The sequence below is a fragment of the Flavobacterium sp. 270 genome (genome assembly GCF_004368785.1).
GTDB lineage: Bacteria > Bacteroidota > Bacteroidia > Flavobacteriales > Flavobacteriaceae > Flavobacterium.
Window position 1 is genome coordinate 250,100 of record NZ_SODM01000005.1, and the last position, 21,986, is coordinate 272,085.

A 21,986-nucleotide genomic window follows, 5' to 3' on the forward strand; every position below is an offset into this window, starting at 1 on the left:
GTGCCTTTGAGCCTTTGTGGCTATGAACCTTCAGAAAAAAGAAACTCAATCACTTTCTCATACAATTCATCATCATGCATGCCGTGACCTAAACCTTTAGTTTCTATAAATTGACTGTTTTTCCAGTTGCTTGCAATTTTTTTGCCTTCATCAAATGCTACTACATTATCAGAAACATCGTGTGCAATTAATCCCGGAATACTAAATTCTGAAGCAAATTTTTGTCCGGAAAAATCAGTAAGTTTAAAATTAAAACGTTTTATAAATTTACTTTCTAAAAGCGAAAACATTTTGGTGTTTAAACTCAGCATCGAGATATAATTATCAATAAGCGTTTTTAAATCTGAAGGAGCGCCCAAAATCACCATTTTACTGATACTCGTATTCGGGAATAAATATTGATGATAAACACAGGCAGCACCGCCAATAGAATGTCCGATAATAATAGTCGGCTGATATTTTTCTACCGCTTTGTTAATGAATTCTGCGTAAAGAGGTACATTAAATTCTTTACCGCTGCTCTGTCCGTGCGCCGGAGCATCTATAGCGATAATTGTACTTCCTGATTTTTGAAGATGAGGTAATGTTTTCTGCCAGCGTGCAGCATTACTTTCCCAACCATGAACAAGTAAAATTTTAGTTTCATTTCCTTTCCAGACATACGTCTGAAAATGGTGTTCGTTATGATGAAAAGTTTCAGTTTCTGTATTTTGAAGAATTTCTGGTAAGCTTTCTTTTTGTAATCTTCCAATTCTGGGCTGACTAAAAAGTGAATACGAAAGTTCAATAGCTTTCTGCGGATGAACATAACTTAAAAAATTAATATACGATCCAACCGATTTTAATGTAATAAAACGAATTCCTTTTTTTAGTCCCAAAACTTGAATTTTTTCTAAAGGTAAAAAACTTGCTAAAAAAGTTTGCCACGAATTACACGAATTTCCACTAATTACTATTCTAATTAGAAACAAATTAAAAATTCGTGAAAGTTCGTGTAATTCGTGGAAAAAAATATTTCAAAAAAAAAATCCCGATTAAATCGGGATTTGATATTTAGAATTTTGAGAACAATTGTTCCATTTTTTCTTTTTCTTCTTCGGCTAATGCGCTGTCAACCAAAATTCTTCCAGAGTGCTCATCAGTGATGATTTTCTTTCTAGAAGCGATTTCAACCTGAGTTTGAGGCGGAATTGTAAAGAAAGATCCAGCAGAAGCTCCTCTTTCAATAGATACAACAGCCAAACCGTTACGTACACTAGTTCTGATTCTTGTATAAGCAGCTAATAATCTATCTTCGATTTGAGCTGAAAATTCAGCAGACTTCTCAGATAAGAAGATTTCTTCTTTTTGAGTTTCTGCCATAATAGCATCCAATTCTGATTTTTTATGTTTTAAATGAGAACTTTTTGCGTCAAGTTTTTCTTTTAAATTAGAAATAACTTCTTTTTTATGTTCGATAGAAGCTTTCATTTCTTTGATTTGCTTTTCAGCCAATTGAATTTCTAATTCTTGAAATTCAACTTCTTTAGTCAAAGAATTAAACTCTCTGTTGTTACGAACTGATTCTTGTTGTTTTGTGTATTTTTTGATAACCTCTTTATGCTCCTCAATAGCAATTTTCTTTGCTTTGATTTGCTCCTCAACCACTTCAAGTTCACCTTTCAGTTTCTCTGAACGAGTGCTCAAACCTGCAACTTCATCTTCTAAATCTTCCACTTCTAAAGGAAGTTCTCCTCTTACGTTTCTGATCTCGTCAATTCTAGAGTCAATAAGCTGTAAATCGTATATTGCTCTTAACTTGTCCTCAACACTTAATTCTTTCGTATTCGTCATATTCTATAAGTACTTAACTGGATTTGTATTTTCTTCTGATAAAATGATGGCAAAATTAAGGATTTTTTTTCGAAGATAATCAACAATATAGTTTTTTGTATAGCGTTCGCTCTCAAAATGACCAATATCGGCCAAAAGCAGCTTGTTTTCAGCCTCATAAAACTGATGATACTTCAAATCTGCAGTCAAAAAAGCATCGGCTCCAGCCATAATTGCGTTTTTTATAGCAAAACTTCCAGAGCCTCCCAAAACGGCAACTTTCTTTATTTTTTTTCCAAGAAAATCAGAGTATCGAATTCCGTCGGCGACCATTTTATCTCTTACAAAAAGCAGAAAATCTTTTTCATCCATTTCATTTTCAAATTCACCAATCATTCCCAAACCAATATTTTGGTGTGCGTTTTGTAAATCGTAAATCTCATAAGCTACTTCTTCGTAAATATGATTAGCAAAAAGCGCTTTTAAAATCTTAGACTGTAAATGTTTTTCAAACGTAACTTCGATTTTTATTTCATTGGTTTCAGTAAGTTCATGACGTTTTCCAATTACCGGATCGCTGTTTTCATTTCCTTTATAAGTTCCAATTCCGTTAGAATTAAAACTGCAGTTGTCATAATTGCCAATTGTTCCAGCTCCGGCTTCAAACAAAGCATTTCTAACTTTGTCGGCATTATCAGGAACTGTATAAGTGATTAATTTTTTAATGAAGTTGTTTTTAGGAATCAAAACTTTAGTATTTGTTAATCCCAAAGCATCACAGAAAATTTTGTTTACGCCTTGCGAATGATTATCAAGCGCAGTATGAACAGCATAAATAGCAATGTCATTTTTAATCGCTTTTAAGATTGCACGTTCTACATAATTTTTGCCTGTAATCTTTTTAATTCCTGAAAATAATATCGGATGAAAACAAACTACCAAATTGCATTTTTTTGAAATCGCTTCTTCAATTACGTTTTCTAAAGCATCATGACAAACTAAAACTCCGGTGCTTTCAGCATTAGAATCGCCTACTAAAAGTCCAACATTATCAAAATCTTCGGCGTAAGCCAAAGGAGCCATTTCTTCGAGAACCGTAATTATTTCTTTTATTTTCATTTTGTTTGTTTCAAGTTTCAGGTTTCAAGTTTTCTTGACACACTGAAACAAATTGATAAAACAAAGTAACGAAAAATATTATATTTGAATAAGTCATCTAAGCTGAAATAAAACCGTGCTCAATATGAATTGTTCATATCAATAGTATGATTTTTGTATATTTGTAATTCTAAATTAAAAGTCGTGACTACAATAAAAATTAACGAACGTACCAAAACCGGAAAGGCATTTATGGCTATGTTTGAAGCTTTTTTTAAAGGAGTTGAAGGTATTGAAATTGGTGAAGATGATTACAATCAGTTTAATGAAGAAAGAACTGCCTATAGTCCTGAATTTATTGAAAAAGTCAAAAAAGCAGAAAAAAATATTAAAGAAGGTAAAACTACAAGATTAAATCCAGAAGATATATGGGCAAGTATTTGATTATACTGCACGTAAAGATTTAAAAGCCATCATAAATCTGGAAAATGTCGTAACAGTATATGTCGTTTCTGCAATGGGACATTATTCTGATAAATAAACTTTATGAAATTACTCCGATACATTCTTTTTCCATTCGCCATTTTATACGGCCTTATTACTTCAATCCGGAATTTTCTTTTTGATAAAGGAATTCTAAAATCAACTTCATTTGATATTCCCGTTATTGCTGTCGGAAATCTAAGCGTTGGAGGAACAGGAAAAACACCACAAATAGAATGTTTAATTCGATTATTATCTGATAAATATAAAGTTGCGACTTTAAGCCGTGGTTACAAACGCCAATCAGAAGGTTTTGTTTTGGCTGATTCTAATGCCAATGCTGCGATTTTGGGAGATGAACCATTTCAGTTTTTTCAAAAATTCCCAAATATTCAGGTAGCCGTTGATGCAAATCGTACAAACGGAATAACACAATTACTTTCTCAAACCAATAAACCGGATATTATTTTGCTTGATGATGCGTATCAGCACCGAAAAGTAAAAGCAGGTTTTTATATTTTGCTAACTGCTTTTGATGATTTGTATGCAGATGATTTTATGCTTCCAACCGGAAATCTTCGCGAAAGCAGGAGCGGAGCCAGCAGAGCAAATATTGTAATTGTTACCAAATGTCCGAAAGATTTATCGATTGAAAAGCAAGAAGAAATTTATGCAAAATTAAATGTGAAATGTGCGCAGCAAGTCTTTTTTACTTTTATAGATTATGATGATGCGGTTTATGGCAAAGAAGAGAAAATTGCCGTTAATGAAATAAAGGAAGAATCAAAATTGCTTTTGGCTGGAATTGCAAAACCAACTCCATTTTTTGATTATTTAAAAAATGAAAATGACGAATGTTTGACTTTTCCAGACCATCATCATTTTTCTAATACAGATTTAGAAACGATTCAAAATAAAGCTCAAAACAGAAAAATCATCACAACAGAAAAAGATTATGTTCGTTTGATGAATTCTGAGACGCTTTCAAATTTGTATTATTTGCCAATAAAAAACACATTCATCAATAACAAACAAAATTTTGATGTGAGCATTTTAGAATACGTAAAAAAGTCTTAGAGCCTTTGCTTCTCAGAACCTTAGTAACTTAGTTAATCAAAAAACTTAGCAATAGTGCTGTAGAAATCGTCTGGAACAAATGGTTTAGTTATTACATCATCCATTCCGAAAGAGATCAGCATATCTCTGTTTTCGTCAAGCGAAATAGCAGTAAGCGCAATAATTGGAGTTGATTTATCAAATTCCCGAATTAGTTTTGTAGCTGTTGTCCCGTTGATTCCCGGAAGATGAACATCCATTAAAATCATATCAAAACGTTTGATTTTTAATAAGTCGACAGCGTCCTCGCCATTGTCCAAAATATCACAGGTAATAGCTTTGTTTTCAAGCATTTTTCGAGTAATCATTTGATTGATTTTGTTGTCTTCAATCAATAAAATCGATTTATGTTTCAATTGCTTGTCATTATATGGTTTTACCTCTTCAACTATTTCCAATGGTTCTTTGTTAATTTTAAAATTTAATTTAAAGGTAAAAGTAGAACCCTTACCAACTTCGCTTTTTAGTTTTATTTCGCCGCCCAAAAGTTCAATTAATTTCTTGACAATAGTCAAACCTAAACCTGTGCCGCCATATTTTCTGTTTACTTCAATAGATCCCTGAGAAAAACTTTCAAAAACGGTTTGAAGTTTATCTTCGGGAATACCAATTCCAGTATCAATTATTTCAAAGTAAATAGTAGCAGTTTCATCCTCTTCGGCATACAATTTTGCAATAACATTTACATTTCCGTTCTGCGTAAACTTTAGAGCGTTATTAATTAGATTTAATATAATCTGAGATAATTTGGTAGGATCTCCCATCAAATTATCTGGAATTGCTTTGTCTATATCAAGATTGAAATAATTTTTGTTTGCCGTTGCCAATTCTTTGAGAGAACTTTGGATGTTGAATAGCAATTGTTTAAGATTAAAACTAATGTTTTCTACTTCAACTTTAGTCGAATCTATTTTATTAATTTCAAGAATTTCATTAATAAAAGTAGTGAGGTAATTGCCAGAAAATTTTAAAGACTCCAGATATTTTAATTGCTTTTTCTTAGGATTGTCTTCGAGAAGTAAATGCGTAATTCCGTTAATAGCATTTAGCGGTGTCCGGAGCTCATGGCTCACAGTCGATAAAAATTCTGATCTGGCTTTTGATGCTGTTTCGGCTTTGTTTTTAGCCAGAATAAGTTCTTTATTTTTTTCTCTTAAAAGTAAATTATTCTGATTTCGAATAATATTATTTTTATATAAAGCTAAACTTAAAAGGGATAAAATAGAAATTAAAGCAATAGCCAAAATACTTACCAATTTAGAATAACGATATGTTTTTAATTGGATTTTTTGTTCACTTTCGCGTTTAAGCGTATTATTTATAGATTGATTTTTTTTGAATTTTTCAAATTCATTAAGATCAACTTTTGCATTTTTTAATTTTAAAAGATAATTTTCAATTTGATAATGTTCATCTAAATAAGAATAGGCAAGATCGAAGTTTCTGTTTTGCTTATAATATTGACTAATGGCCAGAATGATTTTTGATTTTTGCGGCAGATTATTGATTTTATCACTGTAATCCAAGGCATTGTCAAAATATATTTTTGCTGAGTCGTTTCGCTTAAGCTGTGTTTCTATTAAACCAAGCTGATAATAAGAATCGGTTTTGGTTTTTAAAATAGAAGGATTGTCAGGTTTCTTGGTTATTTTCCGGAAATAAGTCGCAGCCAAAGGTAATTTTTGATTTGCCTTTACCGCCATTGCTTTTTGGTAATCTAAGACGGCTGCATGATCAACAATGTTGAGTTTTTTAAGAAGCTTCTGGGCTTTGTCGTAATAAATATTAGCAGTTTTGTCGTTGCCTTTTGCGGTATTGGTTACGCCTATATAATGTAATGCAAGGACTGTGGTACAGGTTGGTTGTATACTGTCGAATAAAGAAACACTTTTGTGAAAGTTTTTTAGTGCTTCTTCATATTTATGCTGATTATAAAAGATTTTCCCGAGTTTAAATGTCTGATTGGCCAGATTCTCGGATTTGTGATTGGTTTCGCAAAAACGAATTGATTTTTTAGTGTAAAAAATAGCCTCGTTGTACTTTTTTGTATCGAGATTATTATTTGCCAGTCTATTGTAATAGGAAATACTGTCTGTACTCTTTTGGGTTTGAGAGTACAAAAATGAATTAAAAAAACAAACGGCAATAAAAAGATAGTATTTCATGTAATGTTTTTACAATGAACCTTATTTTTTCCTTATCAGTAAAATTAAATCTATCAATCTTGATGAATAGCCAATTTCGTTGTCGTACCAGCCTACTACTTTTACCATTTTATCGATAACAGAAGTTAGCTGTGCATCAAACAAACACGAGTGCGTGTTACCAATTATATCAACCGAGACAATCGGGTCTTCGGTATAATCTAATATTCCTTTTAGGTTTGTTTTTGAGGCTTCTTCAAATGCTTTATTAATTTCTTCAATACTAACTGCACGTTTTACATTGAAGGTAATATCTGTCAATGAACCATCAGGAACCGGAACTCTTATGCCGCATCCTCCAATTTTATTATGCAATTTAGGAAAAATTTTTGTTAATGCCTTAGCTGCACCTGTAGTTGTTGGAACAATTGACTGACTTGCGCCTCTCGCCCTGCGTAAATCCTTATGTGGGTGGTCGTGAAGACTTTGGTCTGTAGTGTAAGAATGTATTGTTGTAATGTAAGCTTGCTCAATTCCGCATAAATCTTCGATGATTTTGATCATCGGCGCAGCGTTATTTGTTGTACAACTTGCATTAGAAACAATATCTTCCGTTCCGTCCAGAATATTTTCATTTACTCCTAAAACTACTGTTTTTATCGTATCAACTTCAGAAGGAGCAGAAAGTATTACTTTTTTGGCTCCAGCTTCGATATGGGCATTTAACTCTTCGTGTGTTTTGTATTTTCCTGTTGATTCTACAACAAAATCTATATTATGACTTTTCCAGTCTAAATTGGAAATACTTTTTTCATGAAAAAATAAAATATGTTTTCCATCAACAATAATCCCTTCTTCATCGTAGCCTACTTTAAAAGGCAAAACACCATGAATACTGTCATATTTTATTAAATGAGACATGGTTTGGTTATCTGCAATATCGTTTATTGCAACGACTTCGATTTCAGGATGGTTTAAAAGTAATCGAAATAAATTTCTTCCAATTCTTCCAAAACCATTAATGGCAATTCTTGTTTTCAATGCTGGTTATGCGTTTAACCGTTCAATCGTTTAATCGGTTGTACAATTAAACGATTCAACTTTTTATAAAATATGTTTTTGTGCTTTGTATGAAGAACGAACTAACGGTCCGCTTTCTACATGGCGGAATCCTAGTTCTAAACCAAATTTTTCATATTTGGCAAATTGATCTGGGGTGATAAATTCCTTTACCGGCAAATGTTTTTTACTTGGCTGTAGGTACTGGCCAATAGTTACAACATCAACATTTGCATTGCGAAGGTCGGTCATAGTTTGAAAAACTTCTTCTTCAGTTTCACCTAAACCTAACATAATACCAGATTTAGTTCTGTTGATTCCTTTTTCTTTTAAATAACGCAAAACTTCTAAACTACGATCGTATTTAGCTTGTATACGAACCTCACGAGTCAAACGGCGAACAGTTTCAACATTATGAGAAACCACTTCCGGATTTGCCTCAACAATACGATCTATATTTCTTTCGATTCCTTGAAAATCAGGAATTAATGTTTCCAAAGTAGTATTTGGGTTCATTCTTCGAATTGCTTTTACAGTTTCAATCCAAATGATAGAACCGCCATCTTTTAAATCATCTCTGTCAACACTCGTAATTACGGCATGTTTAATGTTCATGATTTTTATAGAACGCGCCACTTTTTCTGGTTCATCCCAATCTACCGTTTCTGGTCTTCCGGTTTTTACACCGCAAAAACCACAAGAACGCGTACAAACGTTACCAAGAATCATAAAAGTTGCTGTTCCTTCTCCCCAGCATTCACCCATATTAGGGCAGCTTCCAGAAGTACAAATAGTATTTAAGCTGTATTTGTCTACCAAACCGCGAAGTTCAGTGTATTTTTGTCCAATTGGAAGTTTAACCTTTAACCATTTAGGTTTTCCAGCTGGTATATTTTCAACGACTGTTTCCATATATAAATATTCAAAGTACAAAGATAAGGAATGTAGTTTATTTAGAGGCCTTAATTTGCTTTTCGTTTAATATGTCAGTTTTACTGTTATTTAAGATTCTGAGGTTCAAACGTTAATAATTTGGTTTTAAGCGGCTTTTAAAGTTGTCTTTTTGACTTCTTGGCTAAGATTTTGACCGTTCATCTACTTTTTTCAAATTTCAAATTTCACCCTAATCTGTTACTAATTTGGCTCATTGAGTGAATGTAAAATTAATGCTGTACTAATTTTGTTGTTAATTAATTAGTTTAAACATGAAAAAGAGATTTATTGTATTTGGAATTCTGCTTGCGACTTTTGGTTTTACTAAAATGAATGCGCAAATACTTTCAGATAAAGCTATGGGAGCTTTAGGAAAAGGTGTATCAGGATTTACCTTTAGTGATGCAGATGCCGCAGCTTTGGCTAAACAATCAATTGATGAATTGGATGCCAATAATCCTGTTGCCGGACCAAAGGACGGTTATACAATTCGGTTAGAGCGTTTGTTTGGTAAACACACTTCTAGTGAAGGAGTTACTTTAAATTATAAAGTTTATCTGGTAAAAGATATTAATGCTTTTGCATGCGCAGACGGAAGTGTTCGTGTGTTTGCTGGTTTAATGGATATTATGGATGATAATGAATTGCTTGCTGTTATCGGACATGAAATCGGCCACGTTGTTAATCATGACACAAGAGATGCAATCAAAGCTGCTTATAAAAAAGAAGCCTTATTAGATGCCGCGTCATCACAATCAGGAAAAATTGAGACTATCTCAAAATCTCAATTAGGACAATTAGGAAGTGCAATGATCGATAGTAAACACAGCAGAAAACAAGAATCTGAGGCAGATTCTTTCTCGTATAATTTTATGAAAAAAAATGGCTATGATGTTAATGCAGTAGAATCTGCTTTTAGAATTCTGCAAAATTTAAGCGAAGGAGCAGAGGCATCTTTTATGACTAAGATGATGAGTTCGCATCCAGATTCTGGAAAAAGAGCAGATGAAGCTAAGAAAAAAGCAACAAAAGATGGCTTGTATAAAGCTTATGTACAGCAAAAAATTGTAAATACTGCACCTGTAGCTGCAAAAACAACAACTAAAAAGGCAGCAACAAAAAAGAAGTAATTTTTACATAAAAAACCTAAACCGGCAAATTCTACAGAACTTGCTGGTTTTTTTGTTTTCGTCTTGTGAGAATAATAGTTACAGGCCGTTATAAAACTCGCTTAAAATTTATATCTTTAATTGTTGAAAAAACAAACTTTATGTTAAATGAAATGGCATTTTGTTGTGCTACATTTGTTGTCAAATTGTAATTATAAAAAATATGAAAAAGAAAATTATAATAGGAGGACTCTTATTTGCTGCATTGAGTTTTACTAAAATGAATGCGCAAATCAATTTAGGAGATAAAGCGATGGGAGCTCTTCAAAAAGGAGTTGCTGGTTTTACCCTAAGTAATGCCGACGCGGCAGCTTTATCAAAAGAAGCTGTTCGTAAATTAGATTCATCCAATGTAGTAGCAGGTCCAAACGATGGTTACACCTTGAGATTAAACCGAGTTTTTGGAAAACATACTTCAGGAGAAGGATTTACATTAAATTTTAAAGTTTATAAACTGAAAGAAGTAAATGCGTTTGCAACTGCAGATGGAAGTGTGCGTGTGTATTCTGGTTTAATGGATATCATGGACGATAACGAGTTATTGGCAGTTATTGGGCATGAAATTGGACACGTTGCAAATAATGATTCAAGAGATGCGATGCGCGCGGCTTATCAAAAAGAAGCTTTAATTGACGGTGTTTCTTCGCAGTCTGCAAAAATTACAGCTGTAACAGACAGTCAGTTAGGTAAAATCGGAAGTGCTTTGATCGATAGTAAACATAGTCGTAAACAAGAATCTGAAGCTGATTTGTATTCGTACAATTTCCTAAAGAAAAATGGATATAATATAAATGCCGAGGAATCTGCATTTAGAATACTAGCAAAAATGAGTGAAGGAACAGAATCTTCATTTATTGATCAAATGATGAGTTCGCATCCGGATTCTAAAAAAAGAGCAGATGATGCAAAAGCAAGAGCAGAAAAAGATGGAGTGTATAAAGTTTATGTGCAGCAAAAAATCGATAATACTGTACCCGTAGTTAAGAAAGCGACACCTGCCAAAAAAGCAACGACAGTTAAAAAGAAAAAATAGTTTTCTATAAAAAATTAAAACCGACAAATTTAAAAACTTGTCGGTTTTTTTTATTTTAAAACTAACCTAAAACGTGATGTGCCAAAACTTTTTGTACATCGTAAACATTTACAGATTTGTTAAATTGTTTTACGATACTTGGCTGTAATTCGCTTGAAACCCAGATTTTCAATTCGGCATCAAGATCAAAAGTTCCTGCTGTTTCTACACTAAAACGAGTAATGCTTTTGTAAGCAATAGATTTGTATTCTGTTTTGCTTCCTGTTATTCCCTGAACATCAACTAAGATTAATCTTTTGTTTGTGAAGATAAACGTATCACGGATTAATTTAAAACCCATTTCAATTTCTTCATTGTCAGTTAAAAGTTGTCCGTATTTTTTAAGTAAATCTTCTTGACTAACTGTACCGGCGTTACCAAGAATAGCTGAAAATATTCCCATTATTTTAAATTTGATTAAACTGTTTGTATTTATTATGATGTAAAAGTAGTTGATTTTATTAACTTTTCTTCAGCCGAATTTCCAAATAATGTATTGAGTGAGATATTTTTTTGCCACGAATTCCACTAATTTTCACGAATTAATTTTACTTTTTTAAGAATAAAAAATTAGCGGAAATTAGTGGAATTCGTGGCAAAAAAAAGTCAAAAAAAAAGCAGCACCTAAGTGCTGCTTTCTTGTTATTTATTCTGGTTGTGTTTTTATTGTAATCGGGAGATTGTATGCAGTTCTAACTGCTTTACCGTCTAACATTCCCGGAGCCCATTTTGTTTTTAATGATTTTAAAACTCTAACAGCTTCTTTTCCGATTCCGTAACCAGGATCGTTTCTAGCTATAATATCTGTTATTGATCCGTCTTTTTCTACTACAAAAGAAACATATACTTTAAATATTCTTTCTGTATCCATTTCGGGAGTAACAAAATTTCTACTTACATAAGTGTAGAATTTCGCAATTCCTCCTGGAAACTCAGGAAGTTTATCTAATGCTCCAACTGGTAGAGGATCTACAGTAGTAGGAGCAACTGCAGTGCCAGATTCACCGCCACCGCCACTAGATGGTAATACATTTGTAACAGTACCAGTTCCAGCAGAAGTATTGTCAACAGGAACAGTGTTATTCACATTTGTTGCAACTTCTGGAAGTGCTTGATCTGGAGATACTAAAATAGGATGCACCAATTGGGCAGAGACAGGTGCTGTAGCAGCTGCTTGCTGTGGTGGAGCAATCGGTTTAGGATCTTCTGGTTTTACTACCTGAGGATGTATTTTTGTGACAGTAAGAACTTCTGGGATAATAGGCTGAGGATCTATAATCTCTTGAGTTCTAAAATGATTAATTATTACAGATATACTTCCTATAGAGGCAAAAAATAGCAAGCCTAGAAATAATGCTGTAACAGTTGTTTTTGAATTCTCCTGGCGTAATTGATACGCACCGTACTCTTTGTTTTTGTTTTCGAAGACAAGATCGGTCCACTTGGTTTCGTAAATGCTTAATTTAGACATAATTTCTGGGTGTTTTAAGGTTAAGTAACTTTAAATCATAAGCGGGTACGGTTTTGGGTTTAGCTAACAACGTGAAAGTTGCAGTTTTAGTGTGTGGAATATTCGGTTTTTTAAGAATAAATGCTGTAATATTTTATTCTTTACCTAAAGATAGTGAATTATCTATTACGTTCGATGATTTCTGCTAATAATTTTTTAGCTCGAAGTAATTTTACTTTTACATTGCTTAAAGGCTCATTTATCTTGAGTGCAATTTCCTGATAAGTCATTTCCTGAAAGTAGCGCAGTTGAATTACTTCCTGATAGTGCGGCTTTAATTCTTTGATGCATAAAAGCAGACGAGAGAGGTTCTGCTCTTTAATTAATGCATCTTCTGCAGATGGAGTAGTGTCGGCAATATTGTACGCCTGTTGGTCTTCGGAGTCTGTGATTTCTATAAAAAGATTTGTTTTCTTCTTGCGCAATAAATCAATGTAAACATTTTTTGCAATAGAAATCAACCAGGTGTTAAATTGAAATTCGGGATTGTAAGAGGTAATCTTGTCGAAAGCTTTAGAGAAAGTTTCGATTGTGATATCTTCGGCAGTAGTTTCGTTTTCAGTACGTTTTAGCATGAAGCCGTATACTTCATTCCAGTAATAATCTAATAAAAAAGTAAAGGCGATCTGATCGCCTTTTTTTGCTTTTTCTATTTTAGAATTTATTTCCAATATACAGGTTTTGAAAAGATATTAGTTATAAAGATATTAATTTGTGTGAATATAAGCGCGATTTCTACAAAAGGAAACCAAGCTTTAAGGTCATTTTCTTTTAATTTTCCGGCAGAACATCCTATTACTGTCCAGGCAACGGTATAGCGAGTCGCTAAAATTGCCAATACAGCAATCCATTGAAATTGAAAAGCCAGTAAAATAATAACTAATAAAAAGAAAAATAATTGTGAACAGAAGAAAAGTGCTAATTGAATTTTATCAAAAAACTTATAATATTCTGCCGTAGAAACATGTCTTCTTTTTTGGGTAAACCAAGCTTTGTAAGATTCTTTAGGCTTAGAATAGGTAAAACTTTCAGGTGCATACGCAATCGTAGTATTTTCTTTAGTAGCGGCTTGATTTATAAATAAATCATCATCGCCGGAACGAACCTGAATATGATCAATAAAACCGTTTACATTAAAAAACTCGTCTCTTTTATAGGCTAAATTTCTTCCGACACCCATATATGGAGCGCCTAATTTTGCCCATGAAAAATATTGAACAGCTGTTAGGATCGTTTCAAAACGAATAATCTTGTTTAAAAAAGAACGTTCTCTTTTTTCGTAACCGCCGTAACCCAAAACAATAGTTTTCTCGTTTGTAAATTGTGATGTCATTGCTGTTATCCAGTCTTTTGAGTTTGGAAAACAATCTGCATCTGTAAATAATAGATATTCTTTCTTTGAAGCTTTGATCCCTAGAGTTAAAGCATATTTTTTATTGCCCCAGAAAGCTTCATTATTTTCTACCTTTACTAAACGAATATTTGAATATTCTTTTTCAAATTCTTCAAAAACTTCCAGAGTTTCGTCGCTTGAAGCATCATCAATTAATACAATTTCAAAATCTGGATAATCTTGTTGTGCCAAAAGCGGAATGTATTTTTTTACATTCTCTTCTTCATTTTTAGCGCATACAATTACAGAAACCGGAAGATTTTTTGATGCAATGTTTTGTGACTTGCCAAAAGCAAATTTTCCAAAAATTCCCAGATAATAAAAAAGTTGTATAGCAACGACAACAATAAAAGAGTAAAATATATATATAAGCATCTGTTTTATTTAATGAATATTAATCTCTTAATCCACGAGTGCAAATGTAATTATGAATTCCTAATTTTCAATGTTTAAAAACCATTTACTTTGGGCATTTAGACATTTCTTTTGCAACAGCAATAGACTGAGCATTTTCGGTTTTTTCCAATTCTGTAATTATGTTTTTATAATTAAGAGCATCCCTGTTTTGTGAAAGCTTTTTAGTTGCCTGAATTTCGTCAATTTCAATTTCAAAACCAAAGATTCCTCTCGCTTCACGCATTGTTTTTGCTGATAAATTTTCTACGCGAACAGGATTTTCTGAACCTGCTTCGTATTTATCAACGAGCTTTTTCAACTGTTCGATTGCAGCAGTTTCATCAACAATTTTGATACGTCCGTAAACATGTACGGCTATATAATTCCATGTTGGAACATTTTCATGATCGTACCAAGACGAAGAAATGTAAGCATGCGGTCCTGTAAAAACAGCCAAAACCTGATCGTTTTCTGCAAAACCTTCTGCCTGCGGATTCAGCTTTGAGATGTGTCCCTGCAAAATTTCTTTCCCGTCTGCATTCACTTCAAGCTCAATCGGAATATGAGTTGCAGTTAATTTTCCATTCGTCTGATTAATCAAAATTCCGAAACTATTTTCTTTTAGAAAAGTTCTTATAGATTCCGGATCTTCATTTTTGTATATTTCTGGAGTGTACATTTTCTTGTTCTTTTGATGCGAATTTCACAAATTTACCCGAATTAAATTTGTGCTAATTCGTGAAATTTGTGTTTTAAATCACATTAACTTCTGCTTCTATATGAATACCGAATTTTTCGAAAACAGTTTTCTGCACATCCCGCGAAACTGCTAAAATTTCCTGTCCGGTTGCGTTTCCATAATTCACCAAAACCAAAGCCTGATTTTTATGAACTCCGGCGTCGCCAAAACGTTTTCCTTTAAAACCCGCTTGTTCGATTAACCATCCCGCAGGAACTTTTACTTCAGTTTCAGAAACTTCATAAAACTTCATTTCTGGAAATTTCTGATGAATTTTTTCAAAATCAGATTTCAATAGAATCGGATTTTTAAAGAAACTGCCACTATTTCCAAGTTCTTTTGGGTCTGGCAATTTACTTTGTCTAATAGCAATTACGGCATTACTTACATCTTTAAGACTTGGCTCAGAAACGTTGTTTTTTGCCAATTCAGCCAAAATATCTCCGTAAGAAGTGTTTATTTTATGATTGCGTTTGGTAAGTTTAAAAACTACCGAAGTAATAATATATTGATCTTTTACTTCGTGTTTAAAAATACTTTCACGGTAACCAAAATTACATTGAACGTTATTGAAAGTTCTCATTTCCTGAGATTCAATATTCATGGCTTCACAAGAAACAAAAGTATCTTTAATCTCAGTTCCGTAAGCGCCAATATTCTGCACGGGAGTTGTACCGACATTTCCCGGAATAAGTGACATATTTTCTAATCCGCCAAAATTATTTTCAATGGTATAAAGAACAAAGTCGTGCCACGTTTCTCCAGCTTGGCTTTCTACCCAAACAAAATTTTCGTCTTCTTTAATGATTTTTTTGCCCTTTAAATCTATATGAATAACCAAAGCGTTAATATCTTGTGTTAAAAGCATATTGCTTCCGCCTCCCAAAATGAATTTTTTCTCGTTTTTGTTTTCTTGAAGAACTGTTTTTAATTCTACTGTAGAATGAACGGCAACAAATTGTTTTGCTTTGGCTTCAATACCAAAAGTGTTGTATTTTTTTAAAGAGAAATTAGATTGAATTTCCATAAATAAAAGGCTTTTTAATATGAGTTCAAAAGTAAGGATTATAATTTTTGATTTAACCGCAAAGATGCAAAGTTTGCGCAAAGTTCACTAAGCTTTGTGTTCATTGCGTAAAATCTTTGAGAACTAGGCAATTAAATCTAATAATTAATTTTGTATGTTTGAAATAGTTAATTGTGTAATTATGTCAAAATCAGTAAGTAATTATAAAACTGTCTTTTTTTTAATTCTAAATATTTTTTTCTCGATAATTTCTTTTGCTCAGGCTGATATCGTCGGAAAATGGAAAACAAAAGATATAATTGGATATACAAATGTCAAAGAATATTCTTTGTCAAAAGAAAAAGAACCTAATTATGGACGTCGCTTAACATTTAAATTAGATGGTACATTTTTAAGTAATGAACCAATTCAGTGTCCTAATGGCTGTACTGTTTTTACTTCGGGAACATACGCATTAGATGACAATGATCATATACGTATCATTGTAGAAGATGTTCGTTTTGTTGGCTTTTATTGCGGAATGCAAAGATCACATAAAGAAGAATATGTTAAAGACTTAGGCGTTTTTTATATTTATAAAGAAGGAGATTCCATTCGGTTAATTCCTAGTAATGGTGTTTTGCAGGATGATAAAGATAAAATGTTGTACACAGAAATGGTCGATACCTTCTACAAAGACTGGAAAAAGTATGATTATGTATGGAAAAATTCAAATGGAAATAATCCAGAGGAAATTATAAATGATTGTGTCAATCTTAATAAAGAGGTTGATTTGTCTAATTGTAAAGTTGTTTTTTCGAGAAGAAGAGGCGATGGTGAATTTTATATTTTACGTAAAAACGAAGAGTTTCACTATGTTATTTACAATCCTTATGATAAAAAGGTTTCTTTGGCTTACCCAAAAAATAGAAGTTGAGTTTTTTATAGCTCATGTTAAAGAATTATATAATCCAACAAAATGGGAAGGAAATAAAATTAGAAAACATAGCCCAAGGTTTCAATCTTGGGATGCGTGTTGTGATGAATTCGTTTAACACTTTATTATTGTGTCCCCAAGGTTGAAACTTTGGGCTATATTTTGATTGAGGTTCGTTAAGCAACGTGAAATTAAATGTTCCTGAAATCAAGCAATTCATGATACTTATCCGCAATAACCTTCATATTAATATCATAATTAGCATTTTCTTCAACAAATTTTCTATTCTCAATAATCGCCAGATTGCGAGATTCCAAATTTTCAAAAGACCAAATTAATTCTTCTGCCAGTATTTCGATATTATCAACTTCTATTAATTGACCATTTTCTCGGTGCTTAATCCAGCTTTGATTTCCTGGAATATCAGAAACAATTGGGTAACAATTGCAAGCCATCGCTTCAAACAAAGAAGCCGAAACTCCTTCGGTTGTAGGCATACTGATGTAAATATTAGATTGTTGTAATAATTTAGGAAGTTCAGTATTTGGGATTCTTCCGGTAAAAATTACTTTATCTTCGATTTGTAAATCTTTAGCTAAATCTTTCAAAGAATTCAAACGAGTTCCATCGCCAACAATTGTCAATGAAAAATCTATTCCTTTTTGATGTAAAATCGAAAAAGCTTTTAAAATAATATCATGTCTATATTCCGGCTGTAAAGAGCGTGTTACAATAGCTTCAATTCTTGTTGCATTTGAAGTTGAAGAAGTAAAAAGAGATAAATCAATACCTTTCGGCAAAACCAAAACCTTGTTCATATCAACTCCGATTGCTTTCATCGAAATCGTCATTACCGGTCCCCAAGCATGAATTAAATGCGCTTTTTTGAAAGCATATTTCTGAATGAATTTCTTAAATGGTAATAGTATAGAACCTTCCGGCCATAAATCAGTTCGTCCTTGTTGTGCAACCGCAATAGTTTTAGCACCAGATAATGCAGCTAGAAAACCATAACTCGTCGTTCTTTCGGCAATTACCATATCCGGTTTTTCTTGTCGAACGATTTTTCGAATGGCAATAGGAGAAAAAAGATATTCGTTAATACGTTTAAAACGACGGCTGTTTGGAGTTTGAAGTTCCCATGTGATAATTTCAAAATCACCAAATTCCTTAAGGCCTTTCATCCAGGTAATAGCGTCTGCGCGATAAGACTCGCCAAGAAAAAGTATTTTTCTTTTCATTTATGGGGATTATTTTTTGCCACGAATTTCACGAATTTTCACGACTTAATTTTAAAAGTTTTACCCAGAATTGCACATAATAATTAGTGAAAATTTGTGTAATTCGTGGCAAAAAAAAATAAAATTAAAATTCTTCAGTTTCTAAAGCGCGATTTATAAATTCGTTCAGAGGTTTTAAAGTGATTAATTTCTGACTTATTTTGGCAACAAAATCTTTTTGCGTCACTTCTTTAATATCGTATTTTTGACTCACAGTAAAGCTTTTCAATTTTAAAAATTCAATTGCCGGATGATCTTTTTCATAACCTCTTGGCGGATTTTTAAGCGAATTAGTTTCGTTTACATCTAAACTTTTAAATTCTTTTTTGAAGTCTTTATCAGCCAGAATATTTTCCAGATCATCGTGAAAAAAAGCAATTTCCTTACGTACTTTTTTTAATTCATCTGCATCTGGCGCCCAAAATCCGCCAGCAATAAAACTCGCACCTTTTTCAATATGTACATAATAGCCAGCGCGATTTGCACCTTTTGCACCAGCCGAAAGCCAAACACCAAGATGTGATTTATAAGGAGATTTATCTTTAGAAAACCGAATATCACGATTAATTCTAAAAGTACAGTTTTTAACTTCCAGTAATTCTAATGAAGGGTCAAGTGGTTTCATCGCATCCAGAAAATCACTTACCAATTGATGATAATCTTTTTTGAAAATCTCGTATCGTTTTTTATTATCCTGAAACCAATCTCTATTATTGTTGGCTTTTAAATCGTCTAAAAATTGCAATGATTCTTTTGTAAGCATATCTTTTATATTGCAGTTATTTTTAATTTTTTGTTTTGGCTAATTTAATGATTTTAATGTTTGCCACGAATTACACGAATTGCCGCTAATTATTTTTGAATTTTTGTTGCTAATTTTTTGCCACAAATTTCACAGTGGTAAAAACTTATAAATTAAATATCTTATAACTCTGATGTGTAGATTTTACGATCGCTTCAGTTCGTTCGGGATGCGTGTCAGAAATAAAAAGCTGACCGAAAGTTTCGCTGTTTACCATTTCGATAATTTTAGAAACACGCGTTTCGTCTAATTTATCAAAAATATCATCAAAAAGTAATAATGGTTTTACACCGCTTTGTTTCTTTAGAAATTCAAACTGAGCCAATTTCAAAGCAATCAGAAAAGATTTCTGCTGGCCTTGCGAACCAAATTTCTTTATTGGATGCGAATCAATTTCAAAAGACAAATCATCTTTATGAATGCCAACACTCGTATAATGCAGCGCGCGATCCTTATTAATGTTTTCCTGCAAAAGTGTCAATAAATCTTTTTCAAACAAATGACTTTCGTAAACCAATTGCACCGTTTCTTCAGAACCCGTTATGGCCTGATGATGGATATTAAATATAGGTATAAACTGTTCTAGAAATTCTTTGCGTTTCTCAAAAATCGATTGACCAATTACATTCAGCTGCTCATTATATATAGATAAGGTGTCATTATCAAAAGTATGATTTAAGGCGAAATATTTAAGAAGCGCATTTCGTTGCACAATTATTTTTTGATATTGAATAAGCTGATGCAGATAAGTACTGTCTAACTGCGAAATCACACTGTCCATAAATTTACGACGCGTTTCGCTTCCTTCCACAATTAAATCGCGGTCGGCAGGCGAGATAATCACAAGCGGAATAAAACCGATGTGATCAGAAAATTTATCGTACGCTTTGCCGTTTCTTTTTAATACTTTTTTCTGCCCTTTTTTTAAACTGCAGACAATCTGTTCCGTTCTGTCGTTTTTTTCTAATTCTGCATCAATAACAAAAAACTCTTCTCCGTGTTTAATATTTTGAACCGCCAGCGGATTAAAATAGCTTTTTCCGTATGCCAAATGATATATTGCATCGAGCACATTAGTCTTGCCAATTCCGTTTTTGCCGACAAAACAATTGATCTTGAGATCAAAATCAAAACTTGCTTCGGAGAAATTTTTATAATTGAATAAAGAAATTTTGTTTAAATGCATTTTTAGGAAGCTGTAAGTATAAAATTTACTGTCTTTGAACAGTGAAAATTAGAGGGTGCAAATTATTGAAAAATATTGATATAAAAGGCTTTTAAGCTGCTCGAAGATGAATTATTTTATAGCTGAAAGGGAAGAAGTTACGATAATGAAAATTATTTCTTTTAAAATAGTGATAAAATTGATTTTTTTGGTGTCAATTTCAATAAAAATTTTATTTTTGCCGTTCACTAAATTATTTTTAAATGGCAACTTACAATAAAAGAGGATATAAGACACCAAAGGAGAAGGAAGTTAAAGAAGTTAATGAAGAACAACAGGTAATTATTGACGAAAAAGACAGTACAACTGCTGGTGTTTTTTCTAAACTAGACGAAACTGCTTCAAGAACTGAGGACTGGGTGGCTAAAAATCAAAAAATCATTATTGGTTTAGTTGCTGGTATTGCAGTTGCTACAATTGGATATTTGGCTTACCAAAAATTTATTGAAGCTCCTAAACAAGATGAGGCTGCTAACGAAATGTTTGTTGCACAACAAAACTTTCAAAAAGCAACAGACGGTGTAGCAAGCGATTCATTATATAAATTAGCATTAAACGGTTCTGAAGGTAAATTCGGATTTGTAAAAATTGCTGACGAATATTCTGGAACAGACGCTGGAAACTTAGCAAACTATTATGCTGGTATCGCATACTTAAATACAGGTAAATTTGATGACGCTATTAAGTACTTAGGTAACTTTAAATCTGAAGATATGATCTTAAGCGCTCTTGCTAAAGGTGCAATCGGAGATGCTTATTCTCAAAAGAACCAACAAAAAGAAGCTTTAGAGTATTATGTAAAAGCTGCTGAATCAAACAAAAACGATTTTACTACGCCTCGTTTCTTATTAAAAGCTGGAAAAACTGCTTTAGCTTTAGGGCAAAAAGAAGATGCTTTAAAATATTTAACAGATATCAAAGAAAATTTTGATGCAACTCCAGAAGCTGCTTCTGTAGATGTATTAATAGGATTAGCGCAATAAAAATTTTAGACTTTAGATTTAAGATTGTAGATTTGTAATTAAGAATCTATCCCGAAACTTCGGGACTAAATATAAATCTAAAATACTACAGATGGCTACTGAAAATAAAAACTTATCAGAATACGATAAAAACACGATCCCAAATGCGAAAGACTTTCGATTTGGGATTGTTGTTTCTGAGTGGAATGAAACTATAACTGAAGGACTTTACAATGGAGCTTTTGAAGCTTTAGTTGATTGTGATGTTCCTGTACAGCAAATTATCCGTTGGAATGTTCCCGGAAGCTTTGAGCTTATTTATGGCGCAAAGAAAATGCTTCAGACTCAAAATGTAGATGCAGTTATTGTAATTGGATGTGTAATCCAGGGACAGACAAAGCATTTCGATTTTGTATGCGAAGGAGTAACTCAGGGGATTAAAGACTTAAATGTTCAAACTGATATTCCGGTTATTTTTTGTGTTTTAACAGATAATAATATGCAGCAGTCTATAGACAGAAGCGGCGGTATTCACGGAAACAAAGGAACTGAAGCAGCAATTGCAGCTATAAAAATGGCATACATTCGTCAGCAGGCTTCTATGTCGCATCCTTTTAATCAGCCTTTATTAGCTTCAGGAGCGATTCAGATAGAAGAAACTCCAATAAAAATTGAGAATGAATAAAACACAATCGTTTTAAAAATACTAAAACCTATACTGTGTAAAAATAGTATAGGTTTTTTGTTTTTTTTATGATTGGTCCTGCTCTAAAAGACAGACAAAATTTACTAAATTTGTGCTTCTTGGTTTGAAAACTTTAAACCTTAAACTTTAAACTATTTTTTCTTA

At 32.7% G+C, this 21,986-nt stretch carries 22 protein-coding genes; 7 read left to right on the top strand and 15 right to left on the bottom strand.

Going from position 1 to position 21,986, the window contains the following annotated elements:
* Window positions 1-20: 20 nt before the first annotated feature.
* From EV144_RS18395 to EV144_RS18405, 3 genes are all read right to left on the bottom strand, one after another.
* Window positions 21-878 carry an alpha/beta fold hydrolase gene (locus EV144_RS18395; RefSeq protein ID WP_134150615.1) on the bottom strand — a complete coding sequence of 286 codons (858 nt, stop codon included), beginning with the start codon at window positions 876-878 and terminating at the stop codon, window positions 21-23.
* A 175-nt stretch (window positions 879-1,053) separates the two neighbouring features.
* Window positions 1,054-1,833, bottom strand: coding sequence for a zinc ribbon domain-containing protein (locus EV144_RS18400; RefSeq protein WP_134150616.1), 780 nt, complete (start codon window positions 1,831-1,833; stop codon window positions 1,054-1,056).
* Between the two features lie 3 nt (window positions 1,834-1,836).
* Complete coding sequence (locus tag EV144_RS18405; protein WP_134150617.1) at window positions 1,837-2,931, bottom strand: Nif3-like dinuclear metal center hexameric protein; 1,095 nt, start codon at window positions 2,929-2,931, stop codon at window positions 1,837-1,839.
* A 183-nt stretch (window positions 2,932-3,114) separates the two neighbouring features.
* On the opposite strand from EV144_RS18405, the gene EV144_RS18410 reads away from it, so the two are divergent.
* Both EV144_RS18410 and lpxK read left to right on the top strand, forming a co-directional pair.
* Window positions 3,115-3,354 (top strand): DUF2683 family protein, encoded by a 240-nt coding sequence (locus EV144_RS18410; protein WP_134150618.1) that lies wholly within the window; start codon window positions 3,115-3,117, stop codon window positions 3,352-3,354.
* Between the two features lie 102 nt (window positions 3,355-3,456).
* The gene (lpxK, locus tag EV144_RS18415; RefSeq protein ID WP_134150619.1) at window positions 3,457-4,470 is read left to right on the top strand and encodes a tetraacyldisaccharide 4'-kinase; all 1,014 of its coding nucleotides are present in this window, start codon (window positions 3,457-3,459) and stop codon (window positions 4,468-4,470) included.
* 32 nt (window positions 4,471-4,502) lie between these two features.
* Here the strand turns inward: lpxK and EV144_RS18420 are convergent, their stop codons facing one another.
* The 3 genes from EV144_RS18420 to lipA all read right to left on the bottom strand — a co-directional run bounded on the left by EV144_RS18420 (window position 4,503) and on the right by lipA (window position 8,624).
* Window positions 4,503-6,674, bottom strand: coding sequence for an ATP-binding protein (locus EV144_RS18420; RefSeq protein ID WP_134150620.1), 2,172 nt, complete (start codon window positions 6,672-6,674; stop codon window positions 4,503-4,505).
* A 21-nt stretch (window positions 6,675-6,695) separates the two neighbouring features.
* Window positions 6,696-7,694 carry a type I glyceraldehyde-3-phosphate dehydrogenase gene (gene gap / locus EV144_RS18425; protein WP_134150621.1) on the bottom strand — a complete coding sequence of 333 codons (999 nt, stop codon included), beginning with the start codon at window positions 7,692-7,694 and terminating at the stop codon, window positions 6,696-6,698.
* 63 nt (window positions 7,695-7,757) lie between these two features.
* Complete coding sequence (lipA, locus tag EV144_RS18430) at window positions 7,758-8,624, bottom strand: lipoyl synthase (RefSeq protein ID WP_134150622.1); 867 nt, start codon at window positions 8,622-8,624, stop codon at window positions 7,758-7,760.
* Window positions 8,625-8,917: 293 nt separating this feature from the next.
* Here lipA and EV144_RS18435 point away from each other — a divergent pair, with 293 nt between their 5' ends.
* Both EV144_RS18435 and EV144_RS18440 read left to right on the top strand, forming a co-directional pair.
* Window positions 8,918-9,775, top strand: a complete 858-nt coding sequence (locus EV144_RS18435) for a M48 family metalloprotease (RefSeq protein ID WP_134150623.1) — start codon at window positions 8,918-8,920, stop codon at window positions 9,773-9,775.
* A gap of 202 nt (window positions 9,776-9,977) precedes the next feature.
* Window positions 9,978-10,847, top strand: a complete 870-nt coding sequence (locus tag EV144_RS18440) for a M48 family metalloprotease (RefSeq protein ID WP_134150624.1) — start codon at window positions 9,978-9,980, stop codon at window positions 10,845-10,847.
* A 61-nt stretch (window positions 10,848-10,908) separates the two neighbouring features.
* Here the strand turns inward: EV144_RS18440 and EV144_RS18445 are convergent, their stop codons facing one another.
* From EV144_RS18445 to murB, 6 genes are all read right to left on the bottom strand, one after another.
* A complete protein-coding gene (locus EV144_RS18445) occupies window positions 10,909-11,289 on the bottom strand; it encodes a PH domain-containing protein (RefSeq protein ID WP_134150625.1) in 381 nt (126 codons plus the stop codon).
* Between the two features lie 243 nt (window positions 11,290-11,532).
* A complete protein-coding gene (locus EV144_RS18450) occupies window positions 11,533-12,357 on the bottom strand; it encodes an energy transducer TonB (protein WP_134150626.1) in 825 nt (274 codons plus the stop codon).
* A gap of 158 nt (window positions 12,358-12,515) precedes the next feature.
* Complete coding sequence (locus EV144_RS18455; RefSeq protein ID WP_134150627.1) at window positions 12,516-13,067, bottom strand: RNA polymerase sigma factor; 552 nt, start codon at window positions 13,065-13,067, stop codon at window positions 12,516-12,518.
* On the bottom strand, window positions 13,058-14,164 hold the full coding sequence (locus EV144_RS18460) for a glycosyltransferase (protein ID WP_134150628.1): 1,107 nt from the start codon (window positions 14,162-14,164) through the stop codon (window positions 13,058-13,060). The genes EV144_RS18455 and EV144_RS18460 overlap by 10 nt, the downstream gene beginning before the upstream one ends.
* An 85-nt stretch (window positions 14,165-14,249) precedes the next feature.
* Window positions 14,250-14,864, bottom strand: a complete 615-nt coding sequence (locus EV144_RS18465; RefSeq protein ID WP_134150629.1) for an FMN-binding negative transcriptional regulator — start codon at window positions 14,862-14,864, stop codon at window positions 14,250-14,252.
* A 73-nt stretch (window positions 14,865-14,937) separates the two neighbouring features.
* Window positions 14,938-15,951, bottom strand: coding sequence for a UDP-N-acetylmuramate dehydrogenase (gene murB, locus EV144_RS18470; protein WP_134150630.1), 1,014 nt, complete (start codon window positions 15,949-15,951; stop codon window positions 14,938-14,940).
* A 181-nt stretch (window positions 15,952-16,132) separates the two neighbouring features.
* Here murB and EV144_RS18475 point away from each other — a divergent pair, with 181 nt between their 5' ends.
* Window positions 16,133-16,867, top strand: a complete 735-nt coding sequence (locus EV144_RS18475; RefSeq protein ID WP_134150631.1) for a hypothetical protein — start codon at window positions 16,133-16,135, stop codon at window positions 16,865-16,867.
* Window positions 16,868-17,058: 191 nt separating this feature from the next.
* Here EV144_RS18475 and EV144_RS18480 read toward each other — a convergent pair whose 3' ends face one another.
* The 3 genes from EV144_RS18480 to recF form a co-directional block, all read right to left on the bottom strand.
* Entirely contained in the window at window positions 17,059-18,108 is a 1,050-nt protein-coding gene (locus EV144_RS18480; RefSeq protein WP_134150632.1) for a glycosyltransferase, read from the bottom strand.
* Window positions 18,109-18,232: 124 nt separating this feature from the next.
* Window positions 18,233-18,910, bottom strand: a complete 678-nt coding sequence (locus EV144_RS18485) for a DUF2461 domain-containing protein (RefSeq protein ID WP_134150633.1) — start codon at window positions 18,908-18,910, stop codon at window positions 18,233-18,235.
* Between the two features lie 145 nt (window positions 18,911-19,055).
* A complete protein-coding gene (gene recF, locus EV144_RS18490; RefSeq protein WP_134150634.1) occupies window positions 19,056-20,135 on the bottom strand; it encodes a DNA replication/repair protein RecF in 1,080 nt (359 codons plus the stop codon).
* Window positions 20,136-20,377: 242 nt separating this feature from the next.
* On the opposite strand from recF, the gene EV144_RS18495 reads away from it, so the two are divergent.
* On the top strand, window positions 20,378-21,157 hold the full coding sequence (locus EV144_RS18495; protein ID WP_134150635.1) for a tetratricopeptide repeat protein: 780 nt from the start codon (window positions 20,378-20,380) through the stop codon (window positions 21,155-21,157).
* A gap of 91 nt (window positions 21,158-21,248) precedes the next feature.
* A complete protein-coding gene (gene ribH, locus EV144_RS18500) occupies window positions 21,249-21,821 on the top strand; it encodes a 6,7-dimethyl-8-ribityllumazine synthase (RefSeq protein ID WP_134150636.1) in 573 nt (190 codons plus the stop codon).
* Window positions 21,822-21,986 lie beyond the last annotated feature (165 nt).

Coding starts and splice junctions, on each gene's coding strand:
- EV144_RS18435 (WP_134150623.1), top strand. CDS start 8,918: ATGAAAAAGAGATTTATTGTATTTGGAATTCTGCTTGCGACTTTTGGT.
- lpxK (WP_134150619.1), top strand. CDS start 3,457: ATGAAATTACTCCGATACATTCTTTTTCCATTCGCCATTTTATACGGC.
- EV144_RS18485 (WP_134150633.1), bottom strand. CDS start 18,910: ATGCTTACAAAAGAATCATTGCAATTTTTAGACGATTTAAAAGCCAAC.
- murB (WP_134150630.1), bottom strand. CDS start 15,951: ATGGAAATTCAATCTAATTTCTCTTTAAAAAAATACAACACTTTTGGT.
- EV144_RS18480 (WP_134150632.1), bottom strand. CDS start 18,108: ATGAAAAGAAAAATACTTTTTCTTGGCGAGTCTTATCGCGCAGACGCT.
- lipA (WP_134150622.1), bottom strand. CDS start 8,624: ATGGAAACAGTCGTTGAAAATATACCAGCTGGAAAACCTAAATGGTTA.
- recF (WP_134150634.1), bottom strand. CDS start 20,135: ATGCATTTAAACAAAATTTCTTTATTCAATTATAAAAATTTCTCCGAA.
- EV144_RS18420 (WP_134150620.1), bottom strand. CDS start 6,674: ATGAAATACTATCTTTTTATTGCCGTTTGTTTTTTTAATTCATTTTTG.
- EV144_RS18440 (WP_134150624.1), top strand. CDS start 9,978: ATGAAAAAGAAAATTATAATAGGAGGACTCTTATTTGCTGCATTGAGT.
- EV144_RS18465 (WP_134150629.1), bottom strand. CDS start 14,864: ATGTACACTCCAGAAATATACAAAAATGAAGATCCGGAATCTATAAGA.
- EV144_RS18445 (WP_134150625.1), bottom strand. CDS start 11,289: ATGGGAATATTTTCAGCTATTCTTGGTAACGCCGGTACAGTTAGTCAA.
- EV144_RS18475 (WP_134150631.1), top strand. CDS start 16,133: ATGTCAAAATCAGTAAGTAATTATAAAACTGTCTTTTTTTTAATTCTA.
- EV144_RS18405 (WP_134150617.1), bottom strand. CDS start 2,931: ATGAAAATAAAAGAAATAATTACGGTTCTCGAAGAAATGGCTCCTTTG.
- ribH (WP_134150636.1), top strand. CDS start 21,249: ATGGCTACTGAAAATAAAAACTTATCAGAATACGATAAAAACACGATC.
- EV144_RS18460 (WP_134150628.1), bottom strand. CDS start 14,164: ATGCTTATATATATATTTTACTCTTTTATTGTTGTCGTTGCTATACAA.
- EV144_RS18495 (WP_134150635.1), top strand. CDS start 20,378: ATGGCAACTTACAATAAAAGAGGATATAAGACACCAAAGGAGAAGGAA.
- EV144_RS18400 (WP_134150616.1), bottom strand. CDS start 1,833: ATGACGAATACGAAAGAATTAAGTGTTGAGGACAAGTTAAGAGCAATA.
- EV144_RS18450 (WP_134150626.1), bottom strand. CDS start 12,357: ATGTCTAAATTAAGCATTTACGAAACCAAGTGGACCGATCTTGTCTTC.